Raw genomic sequence first — 21,829 nt, 5'->3', positions numbered from 1 at the left:
CTACGACGCACTGTCCGTGGCCCCTTCCGGTGGCTCGGCGAGCTTGTAGCCGACGCCGAACACGGTCAGCAGGTAGCGGGGCCTGGTGGGGACCGGCTCCACCTTGCGGCGCAGGTTCAGCACGTGCATGTCGATCGTGCGGCCGGTGACGTCCCGGTCGAACCCGCCGAGCCGTTCCAGCAACAGCTCACGCGTGAACGCCCGGCCGGGGGAGGCGGCAAGGCAGGCCAGGATGGTGAACTCGGCGGGCGTGGTGTTCACCGGCCGTCCGGCCGCGCGGACCTCGTGGCGGGCGAGGTCCACGAGCAGTTCGCCGACCCGGTACCGTTCGGGCTCGGCGCGCGAGGAGCGGGCGGCGCGCCGCAACGCCGCGGTCACCCTGGCGACGAGCTCCCGCGGGCGGTACGGCTTGGTGAGGTAGTCGTCGGCGCCGGCGGCGAGACCGAGCAGCACGTCGTCCTCGGCGGCCCGCGCGGTGAGCATGATGATGGGGATGTCGTCCTCCGGCCGCAGCGCGCGGCACACGCCCAGCCCGTCCAGGTGCGGCAGCATCAGATCGAGCAGCAGCAGGTCCGGCGCCCGGCGGCGGGCGTGGTCGAGCGCGACCCGGCCGTCGTGGACGACGGTCGCCTCGTAGCCCTCACGTTCGAGATAGCGGCGGATCAGGTCCGCCTGCTTGCGATCGTCCTCGGCGACCAGGATGTGTGCCCGCATGCCGGGCAGTCTCGCCCGGTTACCTGTGAACCGGCCAAGAAAGCCTCGTGACGGCGGGATCCTGACAAGTTCCTGACCGGCACCCGGCACGCTCCGGGCCATGACCGAGAACCACGAACCGGCACTCCGCACCGCGAGCCGGCGCACCCTGCTCACCGCCCTGGGGGTCGCTCCGCTGGCGGCCGTCACCCTGCCCGCTGCCACCGCCTCCGCACACCCCACCGCCGGCCGGATCCCCGACGCGCTCCGGCCGGGCGGCGAGTTCGACCAGTACGTGAGCCGGCTCGCCGCGGAGGACACGTTTTCCGGAACCGTGCTGCTGACGTTGCGGGACCGCGTCGTCCTGGCTCGCTCCCACCGGCAGGCCGACAAGGGACGCGGCATCCCCAACGGCCCGGACACGATCTTCGCACTGGGGTCGATCACGAAGCTCTTCACGGCAACGGCCGTCCACCAGCTGGCGGAGCAGGGCAAGCTGTCGTACGGGGCGACGCTCGGTACGTACCTGACGGGCTTCCGGCCCGAGGTCGCCGGGACGGTGACCATTCACCAGCTCCTCACGCACACCTCCGGTTTCGGCAGGCCGGCGGCCGATCCACCGCGTCCTCCGGGGCAGGACGGGTGGACGGAGCTGCAGGAGATCTTCGACGGCACCGTCGACTACCTCCGCGGTTTGCCGCTGAACTTCACCCCCGGCACCAAGAACGTCTACAGCAACGACGGCTACTACGTGCTCGCCGCCGTGGTCGCCGAGGTGTCGGGGCAGAGCTACTACGACTACGTCCGTGAGCACGTGTTCGGACCGGCCGCGATGCCCACGGCGGGTTTCTGCACCGCGGCCCAGTGGCGTGAGGACCGCCGGATCGCCCACCCCTACGAAAAGCTGCCGGACAGCAACGAGTGGACCGACGTGGTGGCCGAGTTCGACGGGGGCATCATCGGCAACCCGGCAGGCGGCGCTTTCGCCACCGCGGCCGACATGGCGCGCTTCGCGAGCGCCTTCCAGTGCCACAAGCTGCACTCGTCCGCGTACACCCACCTCGCCGCCAGCCCGAAGTGGCCGCTGGCCCCGGACAACTCGTTCTTCGAAGGCTACGGCCCGAGCACGCACGTCATGACCGGGCAACGGATCAACGGCCACAACGGCGGCACGAAGGGGGTGTCCACCAACCTGGACTGGTTCCCCGATTCCGGCTGGACGGCGGTGGTGCTCGGCAACTACGGAGCGAGCGCCGTCGCCGTGACCCGCAAGGCGCGGCAGCTGATCACGGCCGCACGCTGAGCGGCGCATCGCCGTACGGCTCCCAGGTCAACGCTCCGGCAGCGATGTCACGGGACACCGCGCGCACCCAGTTCAGCTCCGTCGCGGTCGTGGCCTGGAGGTATTCGTGCTCGAGCAGGTGCAGGCGGGGGACTCCGTGGCGGTGTGAGGCGTCCAGCACCGCCTCCGTCTCGGCGAGCTTCTGCTGCAGTGCATCGGCCCGCCGGTCAAGCTGCGTGCGCGCGGCCTCGGGACTGAGCAGGTGCAGGAAGGACACGACGGCGGGGAACAGCGGGAATTCCGGTACCGGGGTGGACAGGTTGTCGCGCAGGCCGCTCAGCAAGCTCTCCCGGCCGTGTGCCGTGAGCTCGTAGACGGTGCGCTCGGGGTGGCGCGCATCGCGTTCGACGGCTCGGACGCGGATCAGCTCATCCCGGGCGAGCCGGTCGAGGGAGGCGTGGAGCCCGGACCGGTTGCGCACGTTGACGACGATCCCGACGCCACGCTCCTGCATCAGCTGCTGCATGCGGTAGGCGTGCATCGGCTCCTCGGCCAGCAGAGCCAGAACTGCGATCGCGAGGGGCGAGAGGTGCCCACGGGTAACCATAGGGCATAGTATACTAGTACGGTATGTACTACGCGGGCACCGGGAGGTCCGATGTCATCCCTTGCGCACGGCTCGACGAAGGCCGGCGGACTGCTCTCCGCTCTGGTGGAGATCGTCCTGTCGATCGGTGGCTACTACCTGCTGCGCGCGTTCGGTGCCAGCGTGCTCTGGTCGCTCACGGCGCCGGCCGTCGCCGTCGCCGTCGTGGTGCTGGTGGTCACCGTCCGCCGCCGGCGGATCGACCTGGTCGGCCTCCTCGTGTTCGCCGAAATCACCGCGACGATCGTCGTCACGGTCGCCACCCGCAGCGCCCGGGTCGCCGCGCTGCGCGAGGTGGCGTACATCTTCATCGCCGGCGTCTTCTGCCTCGCCACGCTCGTGTACCGGACGCCGCTGGCGCACGCGAGTGCGATGTCCGTCGCCACGTTCGGGGACCCGAAGCGGGAGCGGGCGTTCGACTACGCGTGGCGGGAGATTCCCGGCTACCGCCGGTGGCAGCGGCTCCTGACGGCCTCGATCGGGCTCATCATGGTCGTGATGAGCGTCGCCAAGGCCTACGTTGTCCTTTCCGCGCCGGACAACGACATCGCTCACGCCGTCGACGTGGCCAACATCCTGACGTTCGTGATGATCGGGGCGCTGGTGGTGGTGAGCGCGGTCCTCATCCGGCGTCCCCGGAAAATCATCGAGCAGGTGCTCCAACGGACGTGAACCACGCCGAGGGAGTCAGGCGTTCAGCTCGAAACCCGTGACGTACCAGGCTCCCGCGTGCTTTTCCACCTTGAGGCTGAGGCTGAAGGAGCCGGTGTCGCCGGTGGCGCCGACGAGTTCGAGACTGCGCAAGGTGCGGCCGTCGAGCTTGACCGCCGTGTCCGGCACCTTCACCTTGTCGCCGGTGGCCGGCACGGCGGCGGCCTCGACTTTTCCGTCGGGGGGCAGCTTGACACCCGGTTTCGCCCACGCCTCGCGCAGCGACCTGGCGCTCGCCGCGACTTGGCTTTTCCGGCACAAGGCCTCGGCGTCCTGACCGGCGGGCAGCGCCGGAGCGCCGGACAGGCAGGCCTCCGTGTACTGCTCCTGCAGGATCTGGGTGACCCAGCGCTCGACGGCGAGGCCCGGGCTCGTGGCGCCGGAAGCGGCCGGTGCCGAAGACGCCGGGGCCGGGAGGTCCGCCGCCGAGGTGAGCGGACCGGTCGCGGCCGCGTTCGCCGACCCGGCCACGCGCGCCGGACCACACGCCGTCACGAGCAGGAACATCGTCGGCACCAGCGGGAAAAGCCACCGCGCCACCGGCTGCCGAGCGGTCCGCGTCGCGGCTGTTGGTGCACCGGGCAAGGGATTCCTCCTCGTTCAGCCGGTCTTCCGGCTTCGAGGCGGCATCTTCGTGCCCGCCGCACGGTGACGTCAATCGATGTCGGGAACGTCTGCCTCTTCGGCCACTTCCCGGTGTCATCGGCGCCGAGCCGGCCGAAATCTCACGCCGTGAAGCCGCCGTCGACCGGGACGACCACACCGCTCAGGTGGCTCGCCCGGTCGCTCAGCAGGAACGCCGCCGTCGAGCCGACTTCCGCGCCCGTGCCCGCTTTCCGCAACGGCGTCGCCGCGATGCGCGCCTCGACGCCGCCCGGGATCGTGCGGCGCAGCTCGTCGAGCATCGGGGTCTCCGTCGGGCCCGGGGCCAGCACGTTGACCCGGATGCCGAGCGGCCCGAAGTCGTGCGCGGCGGTGCGGGTCAGGCCGATCACCGCGTGCTTGCTCGCCTGGTAGGCGCCCATGCCCGGGCTGCCGCGCAGGCCGCCGATGCTGCTCACGTTCACGATCGAGCCCGCGCCCTGCCGCTCCATCACCGCGACCTCCGAACGCAGGCACAGCCACGTGCCCTTGACGTTCACCGCCATGATCCGGTCGAAGTCGGCTTCGGACACCTGGTCGAGCCGGCCGGCGCCGCCCATGGCCGCGTTGTTGAACGCGCCGTCGAGCCGGCCGAACCGGGTGACCGTCGCCGCCACGAAAGCGTCCACATCGGACGCCGACGACACGTCACCCGTCGTGTAGCCGACGTCGTAATCGGAAAGCTCCGCGGCCAGCTTCGCCAGGGGTTCTTCGTGCCGGGCCACCAGCATCACCGAAGCGCCGTCCGAAGCGAACACCCGCGCGGCGTCCGCGCCGATGCCCGAACTGGCCCCGACGACCAGGATCACCTTGCCGGTCAGCAGACTCATGCCGTTCCTCCTCGCAGTGCCAGCATCGCGCGCGCGTCGGCCGGGGTGGCGATCGGCTTCCCGAGATCCTCCACCACCGCCCGGATCTTCCGGACCTGCTGGGCGTTGCTCTCCGCGAGCCGCCCCTTGCCGATCCACAGGCTGTCCTCCAGGCCGACCCGCACGTGCCCGCCGAGCCACGCGCTGTGCGTGCCGAAGCTCAGCTGGTCCCGGCCGGCGGCGAACGCCGAGAAGCAGTACTCGTCGCCGAACAGCTTGTCCGCGATCCGCACCATGTGCTCCAGGTTCGCGTGGTCGGCGCCGATCCCGCCGAGGACGCCGAACACGCCCTGGATCAGCAACGGCGGTTTCGCCAGGCCCAGTTCGGCGAAGTACGCCAGCGAGTACAGGTGCCCGATGTCGTAGCACTCGTACTCGAACCGCGTCCCGTACTCACCGAGCGTGCGCAGCGTGTGCTCGATCTTGTCGAAGGTGTTCACGAAGGGGTGGGAGTAGGTGTTGAGCACGTACGGCTTCTCCCAGTCGTGCTTCCACTCGGTCACCCTGCCGGCGATGCCGGAGTAGACGAAGTTCATCGACCCCATGTTCATCGACGCGAGCTCGGGCCGCAGCCGGTAGGCGGCCGCGAGCCGTTCGTCCATCGTCATCGACGATGCACCGCCGGTGGTGATGTTGACGACGGCGTCGGACTCCGCGGTGATCCGCCCGACGATCTTCTCGAAGACGCCGGGATCGGGCGTCGGCCGGCCGTCCGGCTCGCGGGCGTGCAGGTGGACGATCGCCGACCCGGCCTCGATCGCCTCCAGCGCGGCGTCGGCGACCTCGTCGGCGGACAGCGGCAGGTGCGGGCTCTGCGACGGGATGTGCACCGAGCCCGTGATCGCGGTGGTGATGATGACTTTCTCGGCCGTGCGCATCAATCCTCCTGGGGCGCGAGCGCCCGGTAGGCGTCGAGCTTCGCGTCGTCGAGCGGGCCGGCCAGCGTCAGCGCGACCTGGGTGGCGCCCGCGTCGTACTGCGCTCGCACGGCGGCCCGGACCTGGTCGGGCGTGCCGGACGCGACGAGCGCGTCGAGCAGCCGGTCGGACCCCGGCGGCGCGAGGTCGGCGTCGGTGAAGCCGAGCCGTTTCAGCTTCGCGAGCTGGTGGGGGAGCGTCAGGTAGTAGGCGAGCCGCTCCCGGGCCACGGCGCGGGCCTCCGCCCGGGAACGCCCGACCACGGCCCACTGGACGACCGACAGGAACAGGTCCCCGATCGTTTCGCGCGCCCACCGGGTGTGCTCCGGCGTGACGAGGAACGTGATCAGCCCGTCGGCCCGCTCGGCCGCGAGCCGCGTGATCCCCTCCGAGTAGGCGCCGAGCACCTTCGGCACCTCGGGCGCCACCTTGTCGACGCCGTCGAGGTACTCCCGCAGGAACGGCAGCGGTCCGACCCCGCGTTCGCGGACCGCCCCGCTCACCCCGAGCCCGAGCACGTACCGCCCGGGATACCCGGCGGCGAGGTCCCGCGCCGCCGAGCCCGCCGACTTCGGCACGCGCTCCAGCGCCCGGGCGACGCCGTTGCCGACGATCAGCCGCTCGGTGGTGGAAAGGACCAGCGCCGCCGTCGTGAACGCCTCGCGCCCGGTGACCTCGGGGATCCACACCATCCGGTGGCCGTACTCCTCGAGCGCCCGCACGAACCGGATCACGCCGTCGTGGTCGAGGCCGTCCGGTTCGGCGATCGACAACGCCGTGCGTGGCAGGGAAAGCGTCATGAAGCTGCGTCGCGGAAGGCCGTGACCAAGCCGCGCGCGGCTTCGGCCAGCATCGTCGTGTCGTTGCTGAGCAGGACGAAGCCGCAGCCGTCCCGCACCGCCCGCGCGGCCTTCTCCGGAACCCCGCCGAACGCGAGCCCGCATTTCTTCCCGGCGTCGTGCGCGGCCGCGATCGCCGAGGCGATCAGGTCGAGCACGTCCGGCGAGGCGGGCGTCGACCCCATCGACATCGACAGGTCCGCCGCCCCGACGAACACCGCGTCGACGGTGTCCAGTGCGAGCATCTCCGGCGCGGCCTTGATCGCCACGACGCTCTCCAGCTGCGGGATGCAGAGGACGTCGTCGTTGCCGGTGGCCAGGTATTCGGCGGTCGGCTTCAGCCCCCACGTCCCGGCCCGGCTGGTGCCGCCGGCGCCGCGGACGCCGTGGGGCGGGAACCGGCACGCTCGCCCGACCGCGGCGGCCTCTTCGAGGGTGTCCACATGCGGCACCAAGATGCCCATCGCCCCCGCGTCGAGGATCTTCTGGATCGTCGACGGCGTCTTGTCCGGCACCCGCACCAGCGGCGTCACGCCGAGCGCGGCGGCGGTGTTGATCAGCCGGTACGCCGTCACCAGGTCCAGGGGCGAGTGTTCGAGATCGATGACGGCGAAGTCGAACCCGGCGAACGCCATGATCTCGGCCGGCTCGGTCGAGGCGATCTTCAGCCACGTCCCGACGGGAGTGTGCGAGCGGGTGAACAGCCCGCCACCGGTGCGCCCGCTCACGGCATGGGGTAATCGTCGGCGTTCAGCACCCAGCCCGGTTTCTCCGAGAAGTCCACCCGCGGCGGGCTGAAGATGTCGATCAGCTGGTTCACGCCCGGGTCGCTCGCCGCGGAGGTGTGCACGGCCGGCGGCGGGATGATCGTGACCGACGGGCTGCCGATCCGCACGTGCTCGTCTTCGCGCCAGGTGGTGCTGTCGGGCAGCCACGGCGTCCGGATGTGGTGCACATACGTCCCTTGCACGGCCAGGGAAAGCTGCTCGAAGTCGTCGTGGTGGTGCGGCGAGAGCTTGCGCGGGTCGCGCGGGCCGTCCTGCAGCGGCAGGAAGTTCACCATGAACGACCGCGTGCGGAAGATCCGCCCGAACCGTTTCGGGTCGTCCGGCACGTCGGACAGCGGGTAGACGCGGACACGCTCTTCGGCGGGCGCCGGCCAGCGCTCCAGCAGCGTGACGCGCGGGTGGTCCTGGGCGTAGGCGGCGGCGTTGGCGACGCGATCCCGCCACGCCGGTTCGGTCGCTTCGACCAGCCGGACCAGCGGCCCGTCGCCGTGGACGCCGATCCGCGACGCGCCGGGCGGCACCACGACGAGCCCCGGGGAGTCCACTTCGGTCGCCCCGTCGGCAGTGAGCACGGTGAACGCCGGGGAGGCGTCGGTGACGACGATCGCCAGTTCGCCTTCGAGGGTCCCGTTGTCGAGGTCGTCGCCGTCGCGGGCGTCGGTGTGGACGAGGATGACGTTCTGCGCCCGCACGACCGGGGTCTCCCACAGGTCGAGGTACTGCGCGGCGGCGATCGCGGCGCCGCTGCCGGGCCGGGCCGCGGTGGCCAGGCCCGAGCGGGGATCGTCCTTTTCGTACACGAGCGGTCCTTTCAGGCGTCGAGGTTCAGCAGGTACGTGGGGTTGTCGCGGACCATCCGCCGCAGGTCCTTCTCGGGCAGGCCGAGGTCGAGCAGCGCTTCGCCGACGCGCAACCACGCGTCGACCGGCTTCGGGTTGGCCTGCTGGCCGAAGTCCGACGCCAGCACCGTGTGCTCCGGGCCGAGCGTCTCGATCCAGGTCAGCAGGTTCTTCGGGTCCCACTTCTGGGTGCCCTCGGGGTCGTACATGCCGACCTCGTGCTCGACGAAGGCGCCGAGCTCGATCAGTTCGCGGCACAGCGCCGGGTCGGCGCCGATGACGAAGTCGGGGTGGCTGACGACCATCCGCTTCATCCCTCGTTCGCGGGCCTCCTGGAACAGCGTCCTGATGTACTCGGGGTACATGTGGCCGCCGTTGAGCACGGCCTGCTGCTCCTTGATCTCGTCGAGGATCTCGATGGCCTCGGGCTTGAGCGCGCCCGCGTCGTCGACGATGTCGATGCGCTCCAGCGTCAGCGGGACGGTCGTGGTCGGGAAGGCGCCGTCCTCGGGGTGGCAGTCGAGGTGCCGTCCGGAGGAGATGGTCGGGAACCAGACGACCTTGCCGCCCATCCGCAGGGTCATCCGCACGGCGTGCACGTTGAGGCCGCCGACCGTGCTGTTCAGCGCGATCCCGCCGAAGACCTGGGCTTCGACGTCGGCGAGGCGGCCCTTCATCGCGAGGATGTCCATCTGGGTGTTGTGGTGGTGCGACTTCGCGACCATGGCGCGCATCCCGATCCGCGCGCCGTCCTGCGCCGCCTCGACGTGGTCGAAGCGCCGGGGGAACGGGCTGGGGCCGGAGTGGACGTGCATGTCGACCAGGCCGTCCAAGACGGTGGCGATGGCGGAGCGCGGGCTCATGAGCGGCCTTTCCGTTCGCATAATGAAGTCAAAGTTCACTATAAGACCGCCTGTCAACCCTGTGACCGCTCTTGTGCATCGACAGGCGCATATTTAGAGTGTCTGCTGTTCACTTGGTGAACACTCAGTTCGGAGCAACGGAGGACGCCGATGTCCACACCGCCCAGCGCCGCGGAGGCGTCCGCCCGACCCGGCACCCCGCACGGCCCGGACATGACGAAGGTGCGGGCCGCGGTCCGCGGCGGGACGCTCGCCTACTTCGTCGACCAGTTCGACATCTACCTGCCGATCGTCGTGCTGGCGCCGGCCACGGCGTACTTCCAGGCGGCGAACCTCGGCGCGAGCACGACCGCGGTGCTGGCCTCCCTGGTCTTCGCCTCGACGCTGATCGGCCGGCCGCTCGGCGCGATCATCTTCGGGCACTTCGCCGACACCGTCGGGCGCAAGCGGACCACGCTGGTCGCGGTCGGCGGGTTCGGCACCATCACGCTGCTCACCGCGTGCCTGCCCGGGCACGAGACGATCGGCATGTGGTCGGTCGGCACCCTCATCGCGCTGCGGTTCGTCGACGGGATCTTTCTCGGCGGCGAATACACGACCGCCGTGCCGCTGGCGATGGAGTGGAGCCCGAAGCACAAACGCGGGCTCTACGCCTCGCTCATCACGGCGACCTCGCCTGCCGCGTACGCGGTCATCGCCGCGATCACCCTGCTGATGCTGCAGTTGCTGCCCGCCGCCGGGCTGCACAGCGCGTACGTCCAGTGGGGCTGGCGGATCCCGTTCTTCGTCGGCGCGCTGCTGGCCGCGGTGCTGTTCCGCTACTACCTCAAGCAGGTCCACGAGCCGCCGGCCGAACTGACCGGCGAGAAGCACAAGCTGCCGTTCGCCCGGCTGGTCAGGAAGTACCCGCGGGCGCTGGGCCAGGTGTTCGTGCTGATGACCGGCACGTGGCTGGCGACCAACATGGAGGCCGCCGTCACCCCCGCCCAGCTGAAGGCGCACCTCGACCTCTCGAGCAAGGAGGTCACGCTGACCATGCTCGTCATCAACGCGGCCGCCGCGCTGTCCTACCCGGTGTTCGGCGTGCTGTCCCAGCGCATCGGGCGGCGGCGGTTCTACATCGGCTACGGGTTCTCGATGGTCCTGATCGGCGCGAGCTCCTACACGCTCCTGATGACCTCGAACGGCGGGTTCGGCGCGGCGCTCGGCTTCGGCGTGCTGATCGGCGTGTTCACCGTCGGCACGTTCGGCCCGATCGCGGCGTACCTGACCGAGCGGTTCCCGGCGAGCATCCGCTCGACCGGCTACGGCGTCGGCTACAGCCTCGCCCTGATCGCGCCCGCGTTCTACCAGTTCTACCTGCAGCGGTTCGACGGCGTCATGCCGGCGCACCTGGCCCCGGCCGTCCTGATCGTCCTCGCCGGGCTGCTGATCAGCCTCGGCGGGTTCCTCGGCCCGGAGACCAAGGACGTCGACATGGCCGACGACAGCACCATCCCCGCACTGTCCTGAATGGACAGGGGTGGCTGTCCTACACCGCCCGCCGGACGTCGTCCGGCCGGTAGTGGCCGCCCAGCTCCTGGGTCAGTTCCCGGGCGGTGTCGACCACCACCCGCAGCTCGGGCGTGTCGTCGCCCATCGACAGGGTGTTGTCCGGGCCGACGATCGCGATCGTCGCGCAGATGCCGTATTCGTCGAACACCGGCGCCGCCACCGCGACGATGCCCGGCGTGCTCATCGCGGTGCAGTAGCCGGCTTCGCGCACCCGGTCGACGTCCGCGCGCAGCTCGTCGCGCGCGGTGCCGGAGAGGGTGCCGATCAGCCGTTCCATCGACAGCTGGTCGGCGTGGTAGGCGAGGAACACCTTGCTCTGCGCGGTGTCCAGCGGCAGGTGGCTGCCGACGCGCACGGACACGATGACGATCGTCGACGGGTTCTCCTCCACCCGCGAGACCACCGGGCCGGTGAGCCCCCACAGGCTCAGCACGACGCTGGTCTGCGTGGCGCGTGAGAGCGCCTGCATGTGCCGCGGCGCCAGGTTGACCACGCGGCGGTGCCCGATGGCGAACGCGCCGAGCTGCAGCAGCAGCGCACCGGGCAGGTAGCCGCCGTCGGCGCTGCGTTCCAGCAGCCCGGCCGCGACCAGCGACGTGCAGTACCGGTAGGCGGTGGTGCGGTTGAGCCCGAGCCGCTCGGCGACCTCCGCGGCCGTCACCTCGGGGGTGGCCGGGTCGAACAGGGAAAGGATCTGGCTGACCCGGCTCACCGCCTGGATGTCGGCCTGGTCCGCGCGGGCGTCCGCGGACCGCGTCGGTTTGGTCACGGGAGCCTCCGCCGGAAGTCTGGTACGGCTGTTCACTTCGTGAACGCGCCCCTCAGGCTACCGGACCGGACGCCGGTGGCCGACTGGCCCGGGTGGCACGCACCATGCGGATCCTCCGGATCCGGGCAGGGGTCCGATCGTCGCCGGTCCTCACCCGTGCGGGCGAAGCCGGCCCCGGTCCCGCCTGCGGGCCGAAGCCGGCCGAGGGCCCCCGATGCGGGGAACGCGCTTTACGGGAGCAGCCGGCGCCACAAAAGTTGATCTCGGCACGGTGGTGAACCGGGTCGGTCGTTGTTCGCTGAAAGGAAAGCCCATGGCTCGACGTCGATTCCCGATGGCCGTGCTGGCCGTGGTGACCGCGCTGGCGATCACCGCACCCGCCGCGCGTGCGCAACCGCCGGATCCGCTGCCGCCGGTCGGTGCGGAAATACCGATGAGCGGGCTGGCGGTCAACACTCCGCTCCAGCTCCGGGGCGCATTCGTCTCGGTGGACTTCCGCGGTGGCCTGCGGGTGAAGGTGGAGCCCGACCTCGACGACCCGGCCAACGCCCGGCGCCTGCGCCTCACGGGAATGCGGTTCACCGCCGAGCTCCCCGGCGGCGACCGGCAGGCCCGTCAGGGCGGCGGCACGATCACGATCGAGCAGGACGACGTCGACGTCGACGCGAAGAGCCTGCTGCGGCTCACCCAGAAATATCCGCCTCGCTACGAGCAGATCATGGTGCTCAGCTTCACCATGACCATCGACCAGCCCGACCGCGCCGAACCCCTCGTCCTGACCACCAAGGAGCCGGCCACCCTCATCGGGCAGCTCACCCAGTTCCCCCCGCGGGGCGACCTCTACCGGCTGCAGAACCCGGTCGACCTGGTCCTCCCGGACGACCCGGACACCACCATCGCCTCGATCCAGCAGTTCCCCGTCAAGGTCGGCGGCTTGTAAGGGATCGGAAGCGCAGCCGTCGCGAGCTCCACCGGATCGGGCAGGGCGAGACCGAGCGCCGTGGAACCTCATTGGGGGGTCTCGGCGACGCGGATGATGGTCTTACCGGGCGCGCCCCGGCGATCAGTGAACGCAGCGGCCGCCTCGGCGAGCGGTGCCACCGCGCCGACGAGAGGGCGCAACCGCCCGTCCCGTACGCGCTGCGCGAGGTCGGCCAGCCGGTCGCGGTCGGGCTCGACGACGAAGAAGATGGCCTGCCCCTCCTTCGGCCGCACGGCCGGGGGCGCGGCGACGGTGACGAGGGTGCCGCCCGGGCGGACCACAGCCGCCGACCGCTCGAGGACTTCGCCGCCGAAGACGTCGAGCACCACGTCCACTTCGGCGGCGTGCGCCCAGTCGCCGCTGTCGAGGGCGAAGAACTCGTGGGCGCCGAGGCCGAGGACGAGGTCGCGGTGCTCGCCCCGGCCGGTGGCGAGCACGCGGGCACCCGCCTCGTGGGCGAGCTGGACCGCGAGCGAGCCGACGCCTCCCGCGGCGCCGTGGACCAGGACGGTCTGGCCGGTCGTGAGCCTCCCGTGGTCGAACAGGGCTTGCCAGGCGGTCAGCCCGGAGATGGGCAGCGCGGCGGCCACGGTGTGGTCGATGTCCGCCGGGAGCGGGGCGAGGTTGCGGGCCTCGACGGCGGTGTATTCGGCCAGCGTTCCGTTGCGGGCCCAGTCGGTCAGCCCGAAGACCCGCTGGCCCACGGTGAGCCCGGTGGTGCCGTAGCCGAGCGCGGCCACGGTGCCGGACAGCTCGTGCCCGGGGACGCTGGGAGTCCGGTCGCGGCCCGCGCGGTCGGTCCAGGTTGCGGGCCAGTCCAGTTCGCCCGGGGTGAACCCCGCGGCGTGCACCCGCACGACGACGTCGTTTTCGGCGGCGTGGGGATGCGGCAGATCGGTGAGGGTGAGGCCGGCGACGCCCGCCTCCCGGTCGTGGACGGTGATCGCTCGCATGCTCGATTCCTTTCGGGGGTCAGCTCGGCCAGGGCGAGCCCGTGATGCGCTCGACGGTCGTCGTGCGCCGGAAGCCCGGGACGAAGTGTTCGAGGTAGTCGGAGTTGACGGTGCCGTTCGTGGTGTCAGGGCGGTGGCGCAGCCCCTCGACGCTGGTGCGCAGGAACTCGTTCTTGAAATCGCCGCGGGGATGGGCGGCCACGATGCCGGCCACCCGGTCACCGTCGAGGCCGTGGCCGAGGACGTCGGTCAGGACGCCGGAGTAGGTCACCGCGATTTCCGGGGCCATCCGGCCGGGGATGCCCGGTGTCGTGTGCAGCGCGATCGCGGTCCAGACGGTTTCGGCCGCGGCGGCCGGGAAACCGCGGTCGAGCAGGAACTTGCGCGCGTGGTCGGCGCCGTCGATCTCGAACCGCTGCTCGACGCCGGAAAACGGCGTGAGGAGGCCGGCGTCGTGGAACATGGCCGCCAGGTACAGCAGTTCCGGGTCCGGTTCGACGCCCAGCCGGTCCGCGTGCAGCAGGCCGAAGAGGAAAACCCGCCGGGAGTGGTGGTAGAGGAGCGGGCTGGTCGTTTCCCGGATGTGCTCGGTCGCCTCGGCGACCGCCGCCGTATCGGGGATCTCCAGCCCCGCGATGATTTCTGGCATGTCTCCATGCTGCGCGCCGGGTGCTGGGCGCCGCCGCCTTCATCCGGCCGGGAACCCCTCGGATCCGGACGGTGTGCCAGCATTGACCGGTGTCCGATCATCGCGTCGCGTTCCTCCTCTATGACGGGGTGACGTTGCTGGACTTCGCGGGTCCCGCGGAGGTCTTCAAAGAGGCCAACCGGTTCGGCGCCGGCTACCGGATGGTGTTGCTGTCACCCGACGGTGCGGACGTCACCTCGAGCCTCGGGGTCCGGATCGCGGTCGACGGCGCGGTCACCGCGGAGCCGGCTGCCGGCACGTTCCTGGTGGTCGGGGCGGACAGCTACCCGCGCGCCCGGGTCCCCGCCGCCCTGGCGGAGGCCGCGCGGATCCCGGCGTCGACGGCAGGCCGGGTCGCGTCGATCTGCACGGGGGCGTTCGTCCTCGCCGCCGCGGGCCTGCTCGACGGCAAGCGCGCGACCACGCACTGGCAGGTCGCGCACGAGCTCGCCACCCGCTGCCCGGCCTGCCGCGTCGAGCCGGACGCGATCTACGTCCGCGACGGCCGCACGTACACCTCGGCCGGGGTGACGGCCGGCATCGACCTGGCGCTCGCCCTCGTCGAAGAGGACCACGGACCCGCCCTGGCGCGCGACGTCGCTCGCGCCCTGGTGGTCTACATGCAGCGCGCCGGTGGCCAGTCGCAGTTCTCGGCGCCGCTGCGGGGAGCGCCGCCCCGCTCGCCGGCCGTGCGGACGATCACCGACCGGGTGACAGCGAACCCCGACGGCGACCACTCGCTCGGTGAGCTCGCGAAGCACCTCAACGTGAGCACCCGGCACCTCACCCGCCTCTTCCACGACGAGCTGGCCACCACCCCGGCCCGCTACGTCGAAAACATCCGGTTCGACCTGGCCAGGGCCCTGCTCGACCAAGGACACAACGCCACGCAGGCCGCAACCCTCGCCGGCTTCCCCAGTTACGAAAGCATGCGCCGCGTCTTCGCCAGGAAGCTCTCGATCAGCCCGGCCGCCTACCAGCGCCGGTTCGGTACCGCCCGCCGTTGACCATCAGGCGGCGACGGTCAGGCGGGCGACGGCCCCCGCCCGGCTACTGTACGAGCATGTATCGCTGGAACGAGCGTGGTCTGTTCCCGACGCCCGATGTCTGGCGGGAAGCGTTCATCGATCTGCACGGGGCGAGCCGCGTCACCCTGACGGATGCCGGCCCGTGGGCGGGCCGGCTGGAGTGGCAGCGGTCACGGTCGTACGGCATCGCGCTCTGCGGCAACGTCCGCGAGGAGTTCGTGCGGGACCGGCGGCACATCCGGGCCGACCCGCGTGGCACGTTCGAGCTCCTGGTACCGACCGCCGGGAGCGCCCAGGTGGAGCAGGCCGCGGCCGCGGGCGAGATCCGGCCGGGCGCTCTCGCACTGTGCGATGTGGACCGCCCGTTGACCTTCACCCACGGCGAGGAGTTCCAGTCGGTCGGGCTGATCGTCCCGGAGGAGGCGATCCACCGCCGCATTCCGGCCGCGGTCCGGGATTCCCGGGTCTTCGACGGCACCGCGGGACTCGGCCGGCTGATCCGGCAGACGGTGCTCACCCTCCAGCAGGAGCGGGAACACCTTTCCGAGACGAGCTTCGACATCGCCTGCGACCAATTGCTCGACCTGCTCTGCCTGGTCGCCGAAGGCGCCGTCGACTCGGCGCCGGCCGACCGGCGAAGAGAGGTCGAGGCGCAGGTGCGGCAGTACGTCCGCCGTCACGCTGCCGACCCCGGCCTCTCCATCACCGGCATCGCCCGGTCGCTGGGCTGGTCGGCGCGATATCTGCAGGACGTGCTCCAGGCCGCCGGCACCACCTCCCGCGACCTGATCCGCTCCGAGCGGCTGCGGCTGGCCCGCACCCGGCTGGCCAGCTCGACCTGGGACCACCGGTCGATCGCGCACATCGCCCACGCGTCCGGGTTCGCCAGCCACGCGTCGTTCACCACCGCCTACCGCCGCGAGTTCGGCGTCACGCCCCGCGAGACCCGCGGTGAGTCCTGAACCAGGGCTCAGGCGAGGGCACCGCCGTCGACACGGAGGATGCTGCCGGTGATGTACGCGGCGTCCGGCCCGGCCAGGAACGCCACCGCGCCGGCGACCTCGTCGGCCTCGGCGTACCGGTGCATCGGGATGACCGCCTGAAGCATGAACCGGCCGCCTTCGGAATCCTTCGGCATGGCCATGTCGGTGTCGATGATGCCGCACTCGATCACGTTCACGTTGATCCCGCGCGCGGCGAAATCCTGGGCCCAGCCACGGGTGTATGCCGTGACCGCGGCCTTGGTCGCCGCGTAGTCGGACATGCCGGCCGTGAAGGTCTTGCTGGCGACGGCGGACGACAGGTTGACGATGCGGCCGCCCTCGCGCATGTGCCGCACGGCCCGGTGGGTCGTGTCGGCGACACCGGTCAGATTGATCGCGAGCTGCTCGTCGCGGACCGCGTCGGTGATCTCCCCGGCCCGGAAGACACCGGCGCTGTTGACCAGGATGTCGATCCGGCCGAACTGCCGGGCGACCGCGTCCACCATGGCCGTCACCTGGGCGCGGTCGGCCTGGTCGGCCTGGATGGCCTCGGCGCGCACGCCCCGCGACCGCAGTTCCTCGATTACCGTCTTCGCCTTCTCCTCTTGGGTGACATAGGTGATGACCACGTCCGCGCCCAGCGTGGCCAGCCGCCGGGCCGTCGCCGCGCCGATCCCTCGGCTGCCCCCGGTCACCAGCGCCACCTTGCCCGACAGAACCTTCTCGCTCACGAACCACTCACTCCTTGTGAAATCCATACCTACCCTGTTCGCCCCAAGACTGGCGCCCGGGACACGCGCGGTCTTTCGCTGCGGCGCACAGCGTTTGCGCCCGGGCGCAGAGCAATCAACGGGTAGAGCATGGGGTGACCATCCGAAGCGCCACGAATCCCTGCCGCAGCGGCGGTCGGCTTCGGGTGGCGGCTGCCGGCCTCAGCAGGTGATCGTGGCGTTCGCCCAGTCGGCGTGGTCGTTGGTGTTGCCGTCGCCGGCGTCGGTCACCGACAGTTCCAGCACCTGGACGCCGGTCAGCTGCGCGGACAGCGGCTGTGCCTTGTCTCCGGGGTGCATGACGCCCGTCGCGGCGAGTTCCTTGCCGTCGCCGAGGATGCGGAATGCCACGCTGCCGCCGGAGTTCTCGTCGTCCATCCCGGCCAGAGCGCCGACGGAGGTGCAGGATGCGCCGACGTAGACCTTCACGCTCGAGGGGGCGTGGGCACCGATGCCGTCGTCGTAGCCGACCCCGGCGATCATCATGCGGTGGCCGTCACCAGGCTGGCTCTCGCCGTTGCTCGTGCCGCGTTCGGCCGGGCCCCAGCCGTTGTCGGACGACATCCACGGGGCCTTGGACAACGCCGTCGTGCCGGACGACGGGCGGAAGACGAGCGGTGACGTGCTTTCCCAGCCCAAGGCGCGCTTGCCCCACGTGGTGGAGTAGTCGGCTTTGGCCGCCAGCCTGACGCGCTCGCCACCCGGCGCCACCGGCTTGAACGTGATCGGCTGCTGCCACGACTTGCCCGGGGATACGGCCGGCACCGTGAACGTGCCGGGGCCGTCGAGCTGCCAGCCGACGGGCGTCGCGACGGTGGCCCGGAGCTGGGTGATCGGCGTGCTGCCGTCGTTGGTGACCTGGAGGGTGGTGGTCAGCGGGCGGTCGGCGGGCACGTAGTCCGGCGCCGGCAGGGCCAGCGTCGTCATCGGCGCGGCCGACGGGTGCGTCGACGGCCAGACCCGGAAGACGGACGAGTCGTGGGACGCGACGGTGTCGCGGAGGGGGCCCGCGGTTTCGGTTTCCGTGCCGGTCCAGAGGTCGCGGACGCGGAAGGTGTGCCCCTCGAGACCGAGTTCCGCCGCCGTGGTGCTGATGGTCGTGGTGGCCGGCCCACGGTTGAAGAGCACTACCGCGGCCGATCCATCGGACATCGGTTTCGCCCAGACCTCGGTGTCGCCGTCGTCGCGGAGCTTGTGGCCCTGTGTGCCGGCCCAGTCCTGGTCCAGCGCGATGACGTCCTTGTTCTCGAGGATCGCCTTGGTGGCGGGCGACATCGCGGGCAGGTCGTTCCCGGCCAGCAGCGGCGCGTTCAGCAGCGCCCACAGCGCGAAGTGCGACCGGTACTCGGTGTCGGTCATGCCGCCGTTGCCGACTTCGAGCATGTCCGGGTCGTTCCAGCCGCCGGGGCCCGCGAACTTTTCCAGGCCGACCTGCCGGTCGAGGATGCCGGTCATGCTGTCCCAGTTGTCGGTGATGTCGCCGGTGGTGCGCCACAGCTGCGCACCGGCGTCCCGCCCCCACGTCCACGGCTGGTTCTGGCCCCATTCGCAGAGGGCGTAGATCATCGGGCGGCCGGTCTTCTTGATCGCGTCGCCCATTTTCGTGTAGCGCTCGATCGCGGGCCGGCCCTGGTTGTTGCAGTTGTCGTACTTGAGGTAGTCGACGCCCCAATCGGCGAAGGACTGGGCGTCCGCCTCCTCGTGGTCGAGCGCGCCGGGCATGGTCTTCTGGCAGGTCAGTGTGCCGGCGCTGGTGTAGATGCCGAGCTTCAGGCCGAGCCCGTGGACGTAGTCGGCGAGATTCTTGATGCCGTGCGGGAAGCGTTCGTGGCTGGGTTCGAGTTTGCCCTCGGCCGTGCGGTTCTGTTCCGCCCAGCAGTCGTCGATGTTGACGTACTGGTAGCCCGCGTCCTTCATGCCGGACGACACCAGTGCGTCGGCGGCACCGCGGATGAGGTCCTCGTTGATGTCGCAGCCGAACCGGTTCCAGCTGTTCCAGCCCATCGGCGGGCGTTCGCCGACGCGCTGGGCAGCGAAGTAGGCCGGCTCCGCGGCTGCGGCGGGGACGGCTGCGGCGACCGTGACCACCGAGCTGCAGGTGGCTATCGCGACGGCCATTCCAACAAGACGACGCACGAGTACCTCCAGGAGCGCGCAACTTTGCACAGACTCACGCAACAATCAACACGCTGAGGCGACAGATGTCTACGTCCGTTAGTAGGGAAATGGTCGCCGGGATGCGGCGTCGCCGCCGCTAGGTGCAGAGGGCGCGGCTGGAGCAGCCTCCGGGCTCGGGCGGCGGATCAGTGCTCGACGCCGGCGCACCAGACGCGGCTGATCGCGCGGGTGGCGCGGATGTCGGCAACCGGGTCACCGTCGAGCAGGACCAGGTCCGCGCGCAGCCCCGGCCGGATCGCGCCGCGGTCGGTCAGCCCGAAGTGCTTCGCCGGCAACACGGTCGCGGCGCGCAGTGCTTCCACTGTGGACAGTCCGGCAGCGACGAGCAGCTCGAGCTCGTCGTGCAGGCTCGCGCCGTGCGCGACGGGAAAAGGGATTCCTGGCGCGGCGTTCGCGTCGGTGCCGGCCAGGACGGCCACCCCCGCGCGGTGGAGCCGGGTCACCGACGTCGCCGCGCCGGCGTAGAGCTGCGGCCGGCCGGTCGCCGTCGAAATACCCTGCATCATCGTCAGCGTCGGCACGACGACCTTCGCCCGCGCGAGGTCCGCGTCCGCGATCGGCGGCCCGAGCGGCGCGTGCGTGACGACGTCCACGCCCGCGTCCAGCGCCATGGTGTACGCCCCGGCGGTCGCGGCGTGCGCGACGACCAGTAACCCGGCTGCGTGCGCGGCTTCGGTGAGGGCGCGGGCCACCGGCAGTTCGGGGCCGCCGCCACCGGGTGCTTCGAGCACGATCTTGAGGTAGTCCGAGCCCGCCGCGATGCGGGCCGCGACGAAGCCCGCCGCCCGCGCGGGATCGGTGACGACCGCTTCGGCGGGCATGCCGGGCATGCGGGCGTGCATCCCGCCCGGTCCGATCGCGGGCACGCCGGCGCTGCGGATGTCGGTGAGCCCCCGCTGATCCCGCAGGCCGGCCAGCAAGGCGGCGGACGTGGTCGCCATGTCCAGGGCCGTGGTGACGCCGTGCCGGGCGAACTGTTCGAGGTTCTCCCGGCCGTGCAGGTGGACGTGAGCGTCGACGAGGCCGGGGAGCAGGACCTGCCCGGTTCCGTCGAATACGGGGCCGCCGGTGGCTTCGCCGGACAGGCGGTCGCCGTCGACGAAGACGGTCCGCGGTTCGGTGAGCCCCGTGCCGTCGAAGACCCGGACGTTCGTGATGGCCGTCATCGCCCCACCCTCCGATAAGGAACGGTATCGTTCACTAAAGACCGTACACGAGAGGAGCACCCGATGGCCGAGACCCGGCGCCGGGGCGACGCGCTGGTCCGCGCGATCCTCGAGGCGACGCTGGCCGAACTGGCCGAAACCTCGTTCGAGGAACTGACCTTCGAGAAGGTCGCGGCCCGCGCGCGGACCGGCAAGGCGGCGCTCTACCGGCGGTGGGTGACGCCCGAGGACCTGGTGCTGGCCGCGCTCACCGACCCGGACGCGGGCTTCGGGGAGCCCCGGCCACCGGAAACCGGAACCCTGCGCGGCGACCTGCTGGCTCTGCTCGGCGGGCTGGCCCGGGTGCTCGACGAACCGCACGGCCGGGCCCTGCGCCCGCTGATCACGCAGCGGGCGCGCCACCCGCAGCTGTTCGCCCGGATCCGCGCCCTGGTGCTGCGTCCCCGCCAGGAGCTGATCCTCGGCGTGCTGGCCGAGGCGGCCGAGCGCGGCGAGGCACGCCCCGCCGCGGTCACCGCCCGGATCGCCGCGGTGGGACCACGTCTGGTCCTCGTCGAACACGTGGAGGCGGGGACGGTCACCGCGGCAGAGGTGACCGCGATCGTCGACGAGGTCCTGCTGCCGCTGGTGACGTCCCCGGCCGCCGGTCGATGAGCCCACCCGGCGCTTGCCGTTGTTGCCGGCGGGTACGGTCGCGGCTGTCCCGGCTTGCGCATCGCATCGCCGTGGGATTGCATTCATCGGCGAAGGAGGGACGACGGTGACGGAGACGGATGACGCGGACTGGCTCCCGGCCGAGGTGGACCGGGCCACGCCCTCGGTCGCGCGGATCTACGACTACCTGCTCGGGGGCGCGCACAACCTGGCGGCCGACCGCGCGGTGGCCGAGCGGTTGTGCGCCATCCAGCCGCAAGTCGTGCAGGTCGCTCAACGCAACCGCGCGTTCCTGCGCCGTGCGGTGCGGTTCATGCTCGAGGCCGGCGTCCGCCAGTTCCTCGATCTCGGCTCCGGCATCCCGACCGTCGGCAACGTCCACGAAGTCGCCCAGGACCTCGATCCGGAGGCCAGGGTCGTCTACGTCGACTACGAACTGGTCGCGGTCACCCACAGCCGGCTGCTGCTGGCCGACAATCCGCACGCCGGCGTGGTGCACGCCGACGTCATCCGGCCCGAGCACGTGCTGGGCTCCGAGCCGGTCCGGTCGCTGCTGGACCTGTCGAGGCCGGTCGGGCTGCTCGCGGTGGCCCTCGGGCACTACCTGCCCCCGGCTGCGGACGTCCCCGCCGTGTTCGCCACCTACCGCGACGCGCTCGCCCCTGGCAGCTACCTGGCCCTGACGCATCTGACCAACGACTTCGCCGTGCTCGCCGACCCGCGGGTCGCCGAAACCATGCGTTCCACCCAGGACCACATCCACCCCCGCACCCGCGCCGAAGTCCTGGCCCTGTTCGACGGATTCACCCTGGTCGACCCGGGACTGACCACGAGCGCGAACTGGCGCCCGGACCGGCTGAGCCCAGCGGTCGATCCGCAGGACGATGGCCTGTACGCCGGCGTAGGCGTCCTCGCCTGAGAGGACCGGTCGTGACCGCTTGTCCCTCTCGAGAGCTACCGCGAGTGTCTGTCACGGAGTGACGCGGCACCCCGCGTCGCGCTCGTAGTCTCGGCG

The 21,829-nt window shown here is 71.2% G+C and carries 23 protein-coding genes; 8 read left to right on the top strand and 15 right to left on the bottom strand.

The features are described from left to right. Positions 1 to 714 (bottom strand): response regulator transcription factor, encoded by a 714-nt coding sequence (locus AB0J55_RS12150; RefSeq protein WP_364246532.1) that lies wholly within the window; start codon positions 712 to 714, stop codon positions 1 to 3. Positions 715 to 814: 100 nt separating this feature from the next. Between AB0J55_RS12150 and AB0J55_RS12145 the strand changes: the two genes are divergently transcribed. Next, positions 815 to 1,996 carry a serine hydrolase domain-containing protein gene (locus AB0J55_RS12145; RefSeq protein WP_364246529.1) on the top strand — a complete coding sequence of 394 codons (1,182 nt, stop codon included), beginning with the start codon at positions 815 to 817 and terminating at the stop codon, positions 1,994 to 1,996. On the opposite strand, the gene AB0J55_RS12140 is transcribed toward AB0J55_RS12145, so the two are convergent. Then, positions 1,980 to 2,582 (bottom strand): helix-turn-helix transcriptional regulator, encoded by a 603-nt coding sequence (locus AB0J55_RS12140; RefSeq protein ID WP_364246526.1) that lies wholly within the window; start codon positions 2,580 to 2,582, stop codon positions 1,980 to 1,982. The two genes, AB0J55_RS12145 and AB0J55_RS12140, sit on opposite strands and share 17 nt — an antisense overlap. Before the next feature lie 51 nt (positions 2,583 to 2,633). On the opposite strand from AB0J55_RS12140, the gene AB0J55_RS12135 reads away from it, so the two are divergent. Further along, positions 2,634 to 3,293, top strand: coding sequence for a VC0807 family protein (locus AB0J55_RS12135; RefSeq protein WP_364246523.1), 660 nt, complete (start codon positions 2,634 to 2,636; stop codon positions 3,291 to 3,293). A gap of 15 nt (positions 3,294 to 3,308) precedes the next feature. Here the strand turns inward: AB0J55_RS12135 and AB0J55_RS12130 are convergent, their stop codons facing one another. The 7 genes from AB0J55_RS12130 to AB0J55_RS12100 all read right to left on the bottom strand — a co-directional run bounded on the left by AB0J55_RS12130 (position 3,309) and on the right by AB0J55_RS12100 (position 9,089). Continuing rightward, positions 3,309 to 3,839 carry a hypothetical protein gene (locus AB0J55_RS12130; protein WP_364246520.1) on the bottom strand — a complete coding sequence of 177 codons (531 nt, stop codon included), beginning with the start codon at positions 3,837 to 3,839 and terminating at the stop codon, positions 3,309 to 3,311. Between the two features lie 218 nt (positions 3,840 to 4,057). Continuing rightward, a complete protein-coding gene (locus AB0J55_RS12125; RefSeq protein WP_364246517.1) occupies positions 4,058 to 4,804 on the bottom strand; it encodes an SDR family NAD(P)-dependent oxidoreductase in 747 nt (248 codons plus the stop codon). Beyond that, positions 4,801 to 5,721 carry a 3-keto-5-aminohexanoate cleavage protein gene (locus AB0J55_RS12120; protein ID WP_364246514.1) on the bottom strand — a complete coding sequence of 307 codons (921 nt, stop codon included), beginning with the start codon at positions 5,719 to 5,721 and terminating at the stop codon, positions 4,801 to 4,803. Before AB0J55_RS12120 ends, AB0J55_RS12125 begins: the two co-directional genes overlap by 4 nt. Then, a complete protein-coding gene (locus AB0J55_RS12115; RefSeq protein WP_364246510.1) occupies positions 5,721 to 6,560 on the bottom strand; it encodes an LLM class flavin-dependent oxidoreductase in 840 nt (279 codons plus the stop codon). The genes AB0J55_RS12120 and AB0J55_RS12115 overlap by 1 nt, the downstream gene beginning before the upstream one ends. Next, positions 6,557 to 7,327, bottom strand: coding sequence for an aldolase/citrate lyase family protein (locus AB0J55_RS12110; protein ID WP_364246507.1), 771 nt, complete (start codon positions 7,325 to 7,327; stop codon positions 6,557 to 6,559). Before AB0J55_RS12110 ends, AB0J55_RS12115 begins: the two co-directional genes overlap by 4 nt. Further along, positions 7,324 to 8,187: a hypothetical protein gene (locus AB0J55_RS12105; RefSeq protein ID WP_364246504.1), complete on the bottom strand. Its 864-nt coding sequence runs from the start codon at positions 8,185 to 8,187 to the stop codon at positions 7,324 to 7,326. The genes AB0J55_RS12110 and AB0J55_RS12105 overlap by 4 nt, the downstream gene beginning before the upstream one ends. Before the next feature lie 11 nt (positions 8,188 to 8,198). Continuing rightward, on the bottom strand, positions 8,199 to 9,089 hold the full coding sequence (locus AB0J55_RS12100) for a DUF6282 family protein (RefSeq protein ID WP_364246501.1): 891 nt from the start codon (positions 9,087 to 9,089) through the stop codon (positions 8,199 to 8,201). Positions 9,090 to 9,239: 150 nt separating this feature from the next. On the opposite strand from AB0J55_RS12100, the gene AB0J55_RS12095 reads away from it, so the two are divergent. Continuing rightward, on the top strand, positions 9,240 to 10,601 hold the full coding sequence (locus AB0J55_RS12095; protein WP_364246498.1) for an MFS transporter: 1,362 nt from the start codon (positions 9,240 to 9,242) through the stop codon (positions 10,599 to 10,601). 19 nt (positions 10,602 to 10,620) lie between these two features. Here the strand turns inward: AB0J55_RS12095 and AB0J55_RS12090 are convergent, their stop codons facing one another. After that, positions 10,621 to 11,412 (bottom strand): IclR family transcriptional regulator, encoded by a 792-nt coding sequence (locus AB0J55_RS12090; protein ID WP_364246496.1) that lies wholly within the window; start codon positions 11,410 to 11,412, stop codon positions 10,621 to 10,623. A gap of 313 nt (positions 11,413 to 11,725) precedes the next feature. On the opposite strand from AB0J55_RS12090, the gene AB0J55_RS12085 reads away from it, so the two are divergent. Further along, a complete protein-coding gene (locus AB0J55_RS12085; RefSeq protein ID WP_364246493.1) occupies positions 11,726 to 12,352 on the top strand; it encodes a hypothetical protein in 627 nt (208 codons plus the stop codon). A gap of 68 nt (positions 12,353 to 12,420) precedes the next feature. On the opposite strand, the gene AB0J55_RS12080 is transcribed toward AB0J55_RS12085, so the two are convergent. Both AB0J55_RS12080 and AB0J55_RS12075 read right to left on the bottom strand, forming a co-directional pair. After that, positions 12,421 to 13,347, bottom strand: coding sequence for an NADP-dependent oxidoreductase (locus AB0J55_RS12080; protein ID WP_364246490.1), 927 nt, complete (start codon positions 13,345 to 13,347; stop codon positions 12,421 to 12,423). 19 nt (positions 13,348 to 13,366) lie between these two features. Further along, positions 13,367 to 13,996 (bottom strand): HD domain-containing protein, encoded by a 630-nt coding sequence (locus tag AB0J55_RS12075; RefSeq protein WP_364246487.1) that lies wholly within the window; start codon positions 13,994 to 13,996, stop codon positions 13,367 to 13,369. Positions 13,997 to 14,085: 89 nt separating this feature from the next. Here AB0J55_RS12075 and AB0J55_RS12070 point away from each other — a divergent pair, with 89 nt between their 5' ends. Then, complete coding sequence (locus tag AB0J55_RS12070; RefSeq protein WP_364246484.1) at positions 14,086 to 15,042, top strand: GlxA family transcriptional regulator; 957 nt, start codon at positions 14,086 to 14,088, stop codon at positions 15,040 to 15,042. A gap of 56 nt (positions 15,043 to 15,098) precedes the next feature. Further along, positions 15,099 to 16,025: an AraC family transcriptional regulator gene (locus AB0J55_RS12065; RefSeq protein WP_364246481.1), complete on the top strand. Its 927-nt coding sequence runs from the start codon at positions 15,099 to 15,101 to the stop codon at positions 16,023 to 16,025. An 8-nt stretch (positions 16,026 to 16,033) separates the two neighbouring features. Here the strand turns inward: AB0J55_RS12065 and AB0J55_RS12060 are convergent, their stop codons facing one another. The 3 genes from AB0J55_RS12060 to AB0J55_RS12050 form a co-directional block, all read right to left on the bottom strand. After that, positions 16,034 to 16,777 (bottom strand): SDR family oxidoreductase, encoded by a 744-nt coding sequence (locus AB0J55_RS12060; protein WP_364246478.1) that lies wholly within the window; start codon positions 16,775 to 16,777, stop codon positions 16,034 to 16,036. 201 nt (positions 16,778 to 16,978) lie between these two features. Beyond that, positions 16,979 to 18,934, bottom strand: coding sequence for an NPCBM/NEW2 domain-containing protein (locus tag AB0J55_RS12055; protein WP_364246476.1), 1,956 nt, complete (start codon positions 18,932 to 18,934; stop codon positions 16,979 to 16,981). 185 nt (positions 18,935 to 19,119) lie between these two features. Next, a complete protein-coding gene (locus AB0J55_RS12050; protein WP_364246473.1) occupies positions 19,120 to 20,160 on the bottom strand; it encodes an amidohydrolase family protein in 1,041 nt (346 codons plus the stop codon). A gap of 63 nt (positions 20,161 to 20,223) precedes the next feature. On the opposite strand from AB0J55_RS12050, the gene AB0J55_RS12045 reads away from it, so the two are divergent. After that, a complete protein-coding gene (locus tag AB0J55_RS12045) occupies positions 20,224 to 20,814 on the top strand; it encodes a TetR/AcrR family transcriptional regulator (RefSeq protein WP_364246470.1) in 591 nt (196 codons plus the stop codon). Between the two features lie 106 nt (positions 20,815 to 20,920). Continuing rightward, positions 20,921 to 21,733, top strand: coding sequence for an SAM-dependent methyltransferase (locus tag AB0J55_RS12040; RefSeq protein WP_364246467.1), 813 nt, complete (start codon positions 20,921 to 20,923; stop codon positions 21,731 to 21,733). Positions 21,734 to 21,829 lie beyond the last annotated feature (96 nt).

It is taken from the genome of Amycolatopsis sp. NPDC049688 (genome assembly GCF_040674975.1).
Classification (GTDB): domain Bacteria; phylum Actinomycetota; class Actinomycetes; order Mycobacteriales; family Pseudonocardiaceae; genus Amycolatopsis.
Note: the sequence above shows the minus strand (reverse complement) of the source record. Positions and strands in the feature narration are given on the sequence as shown.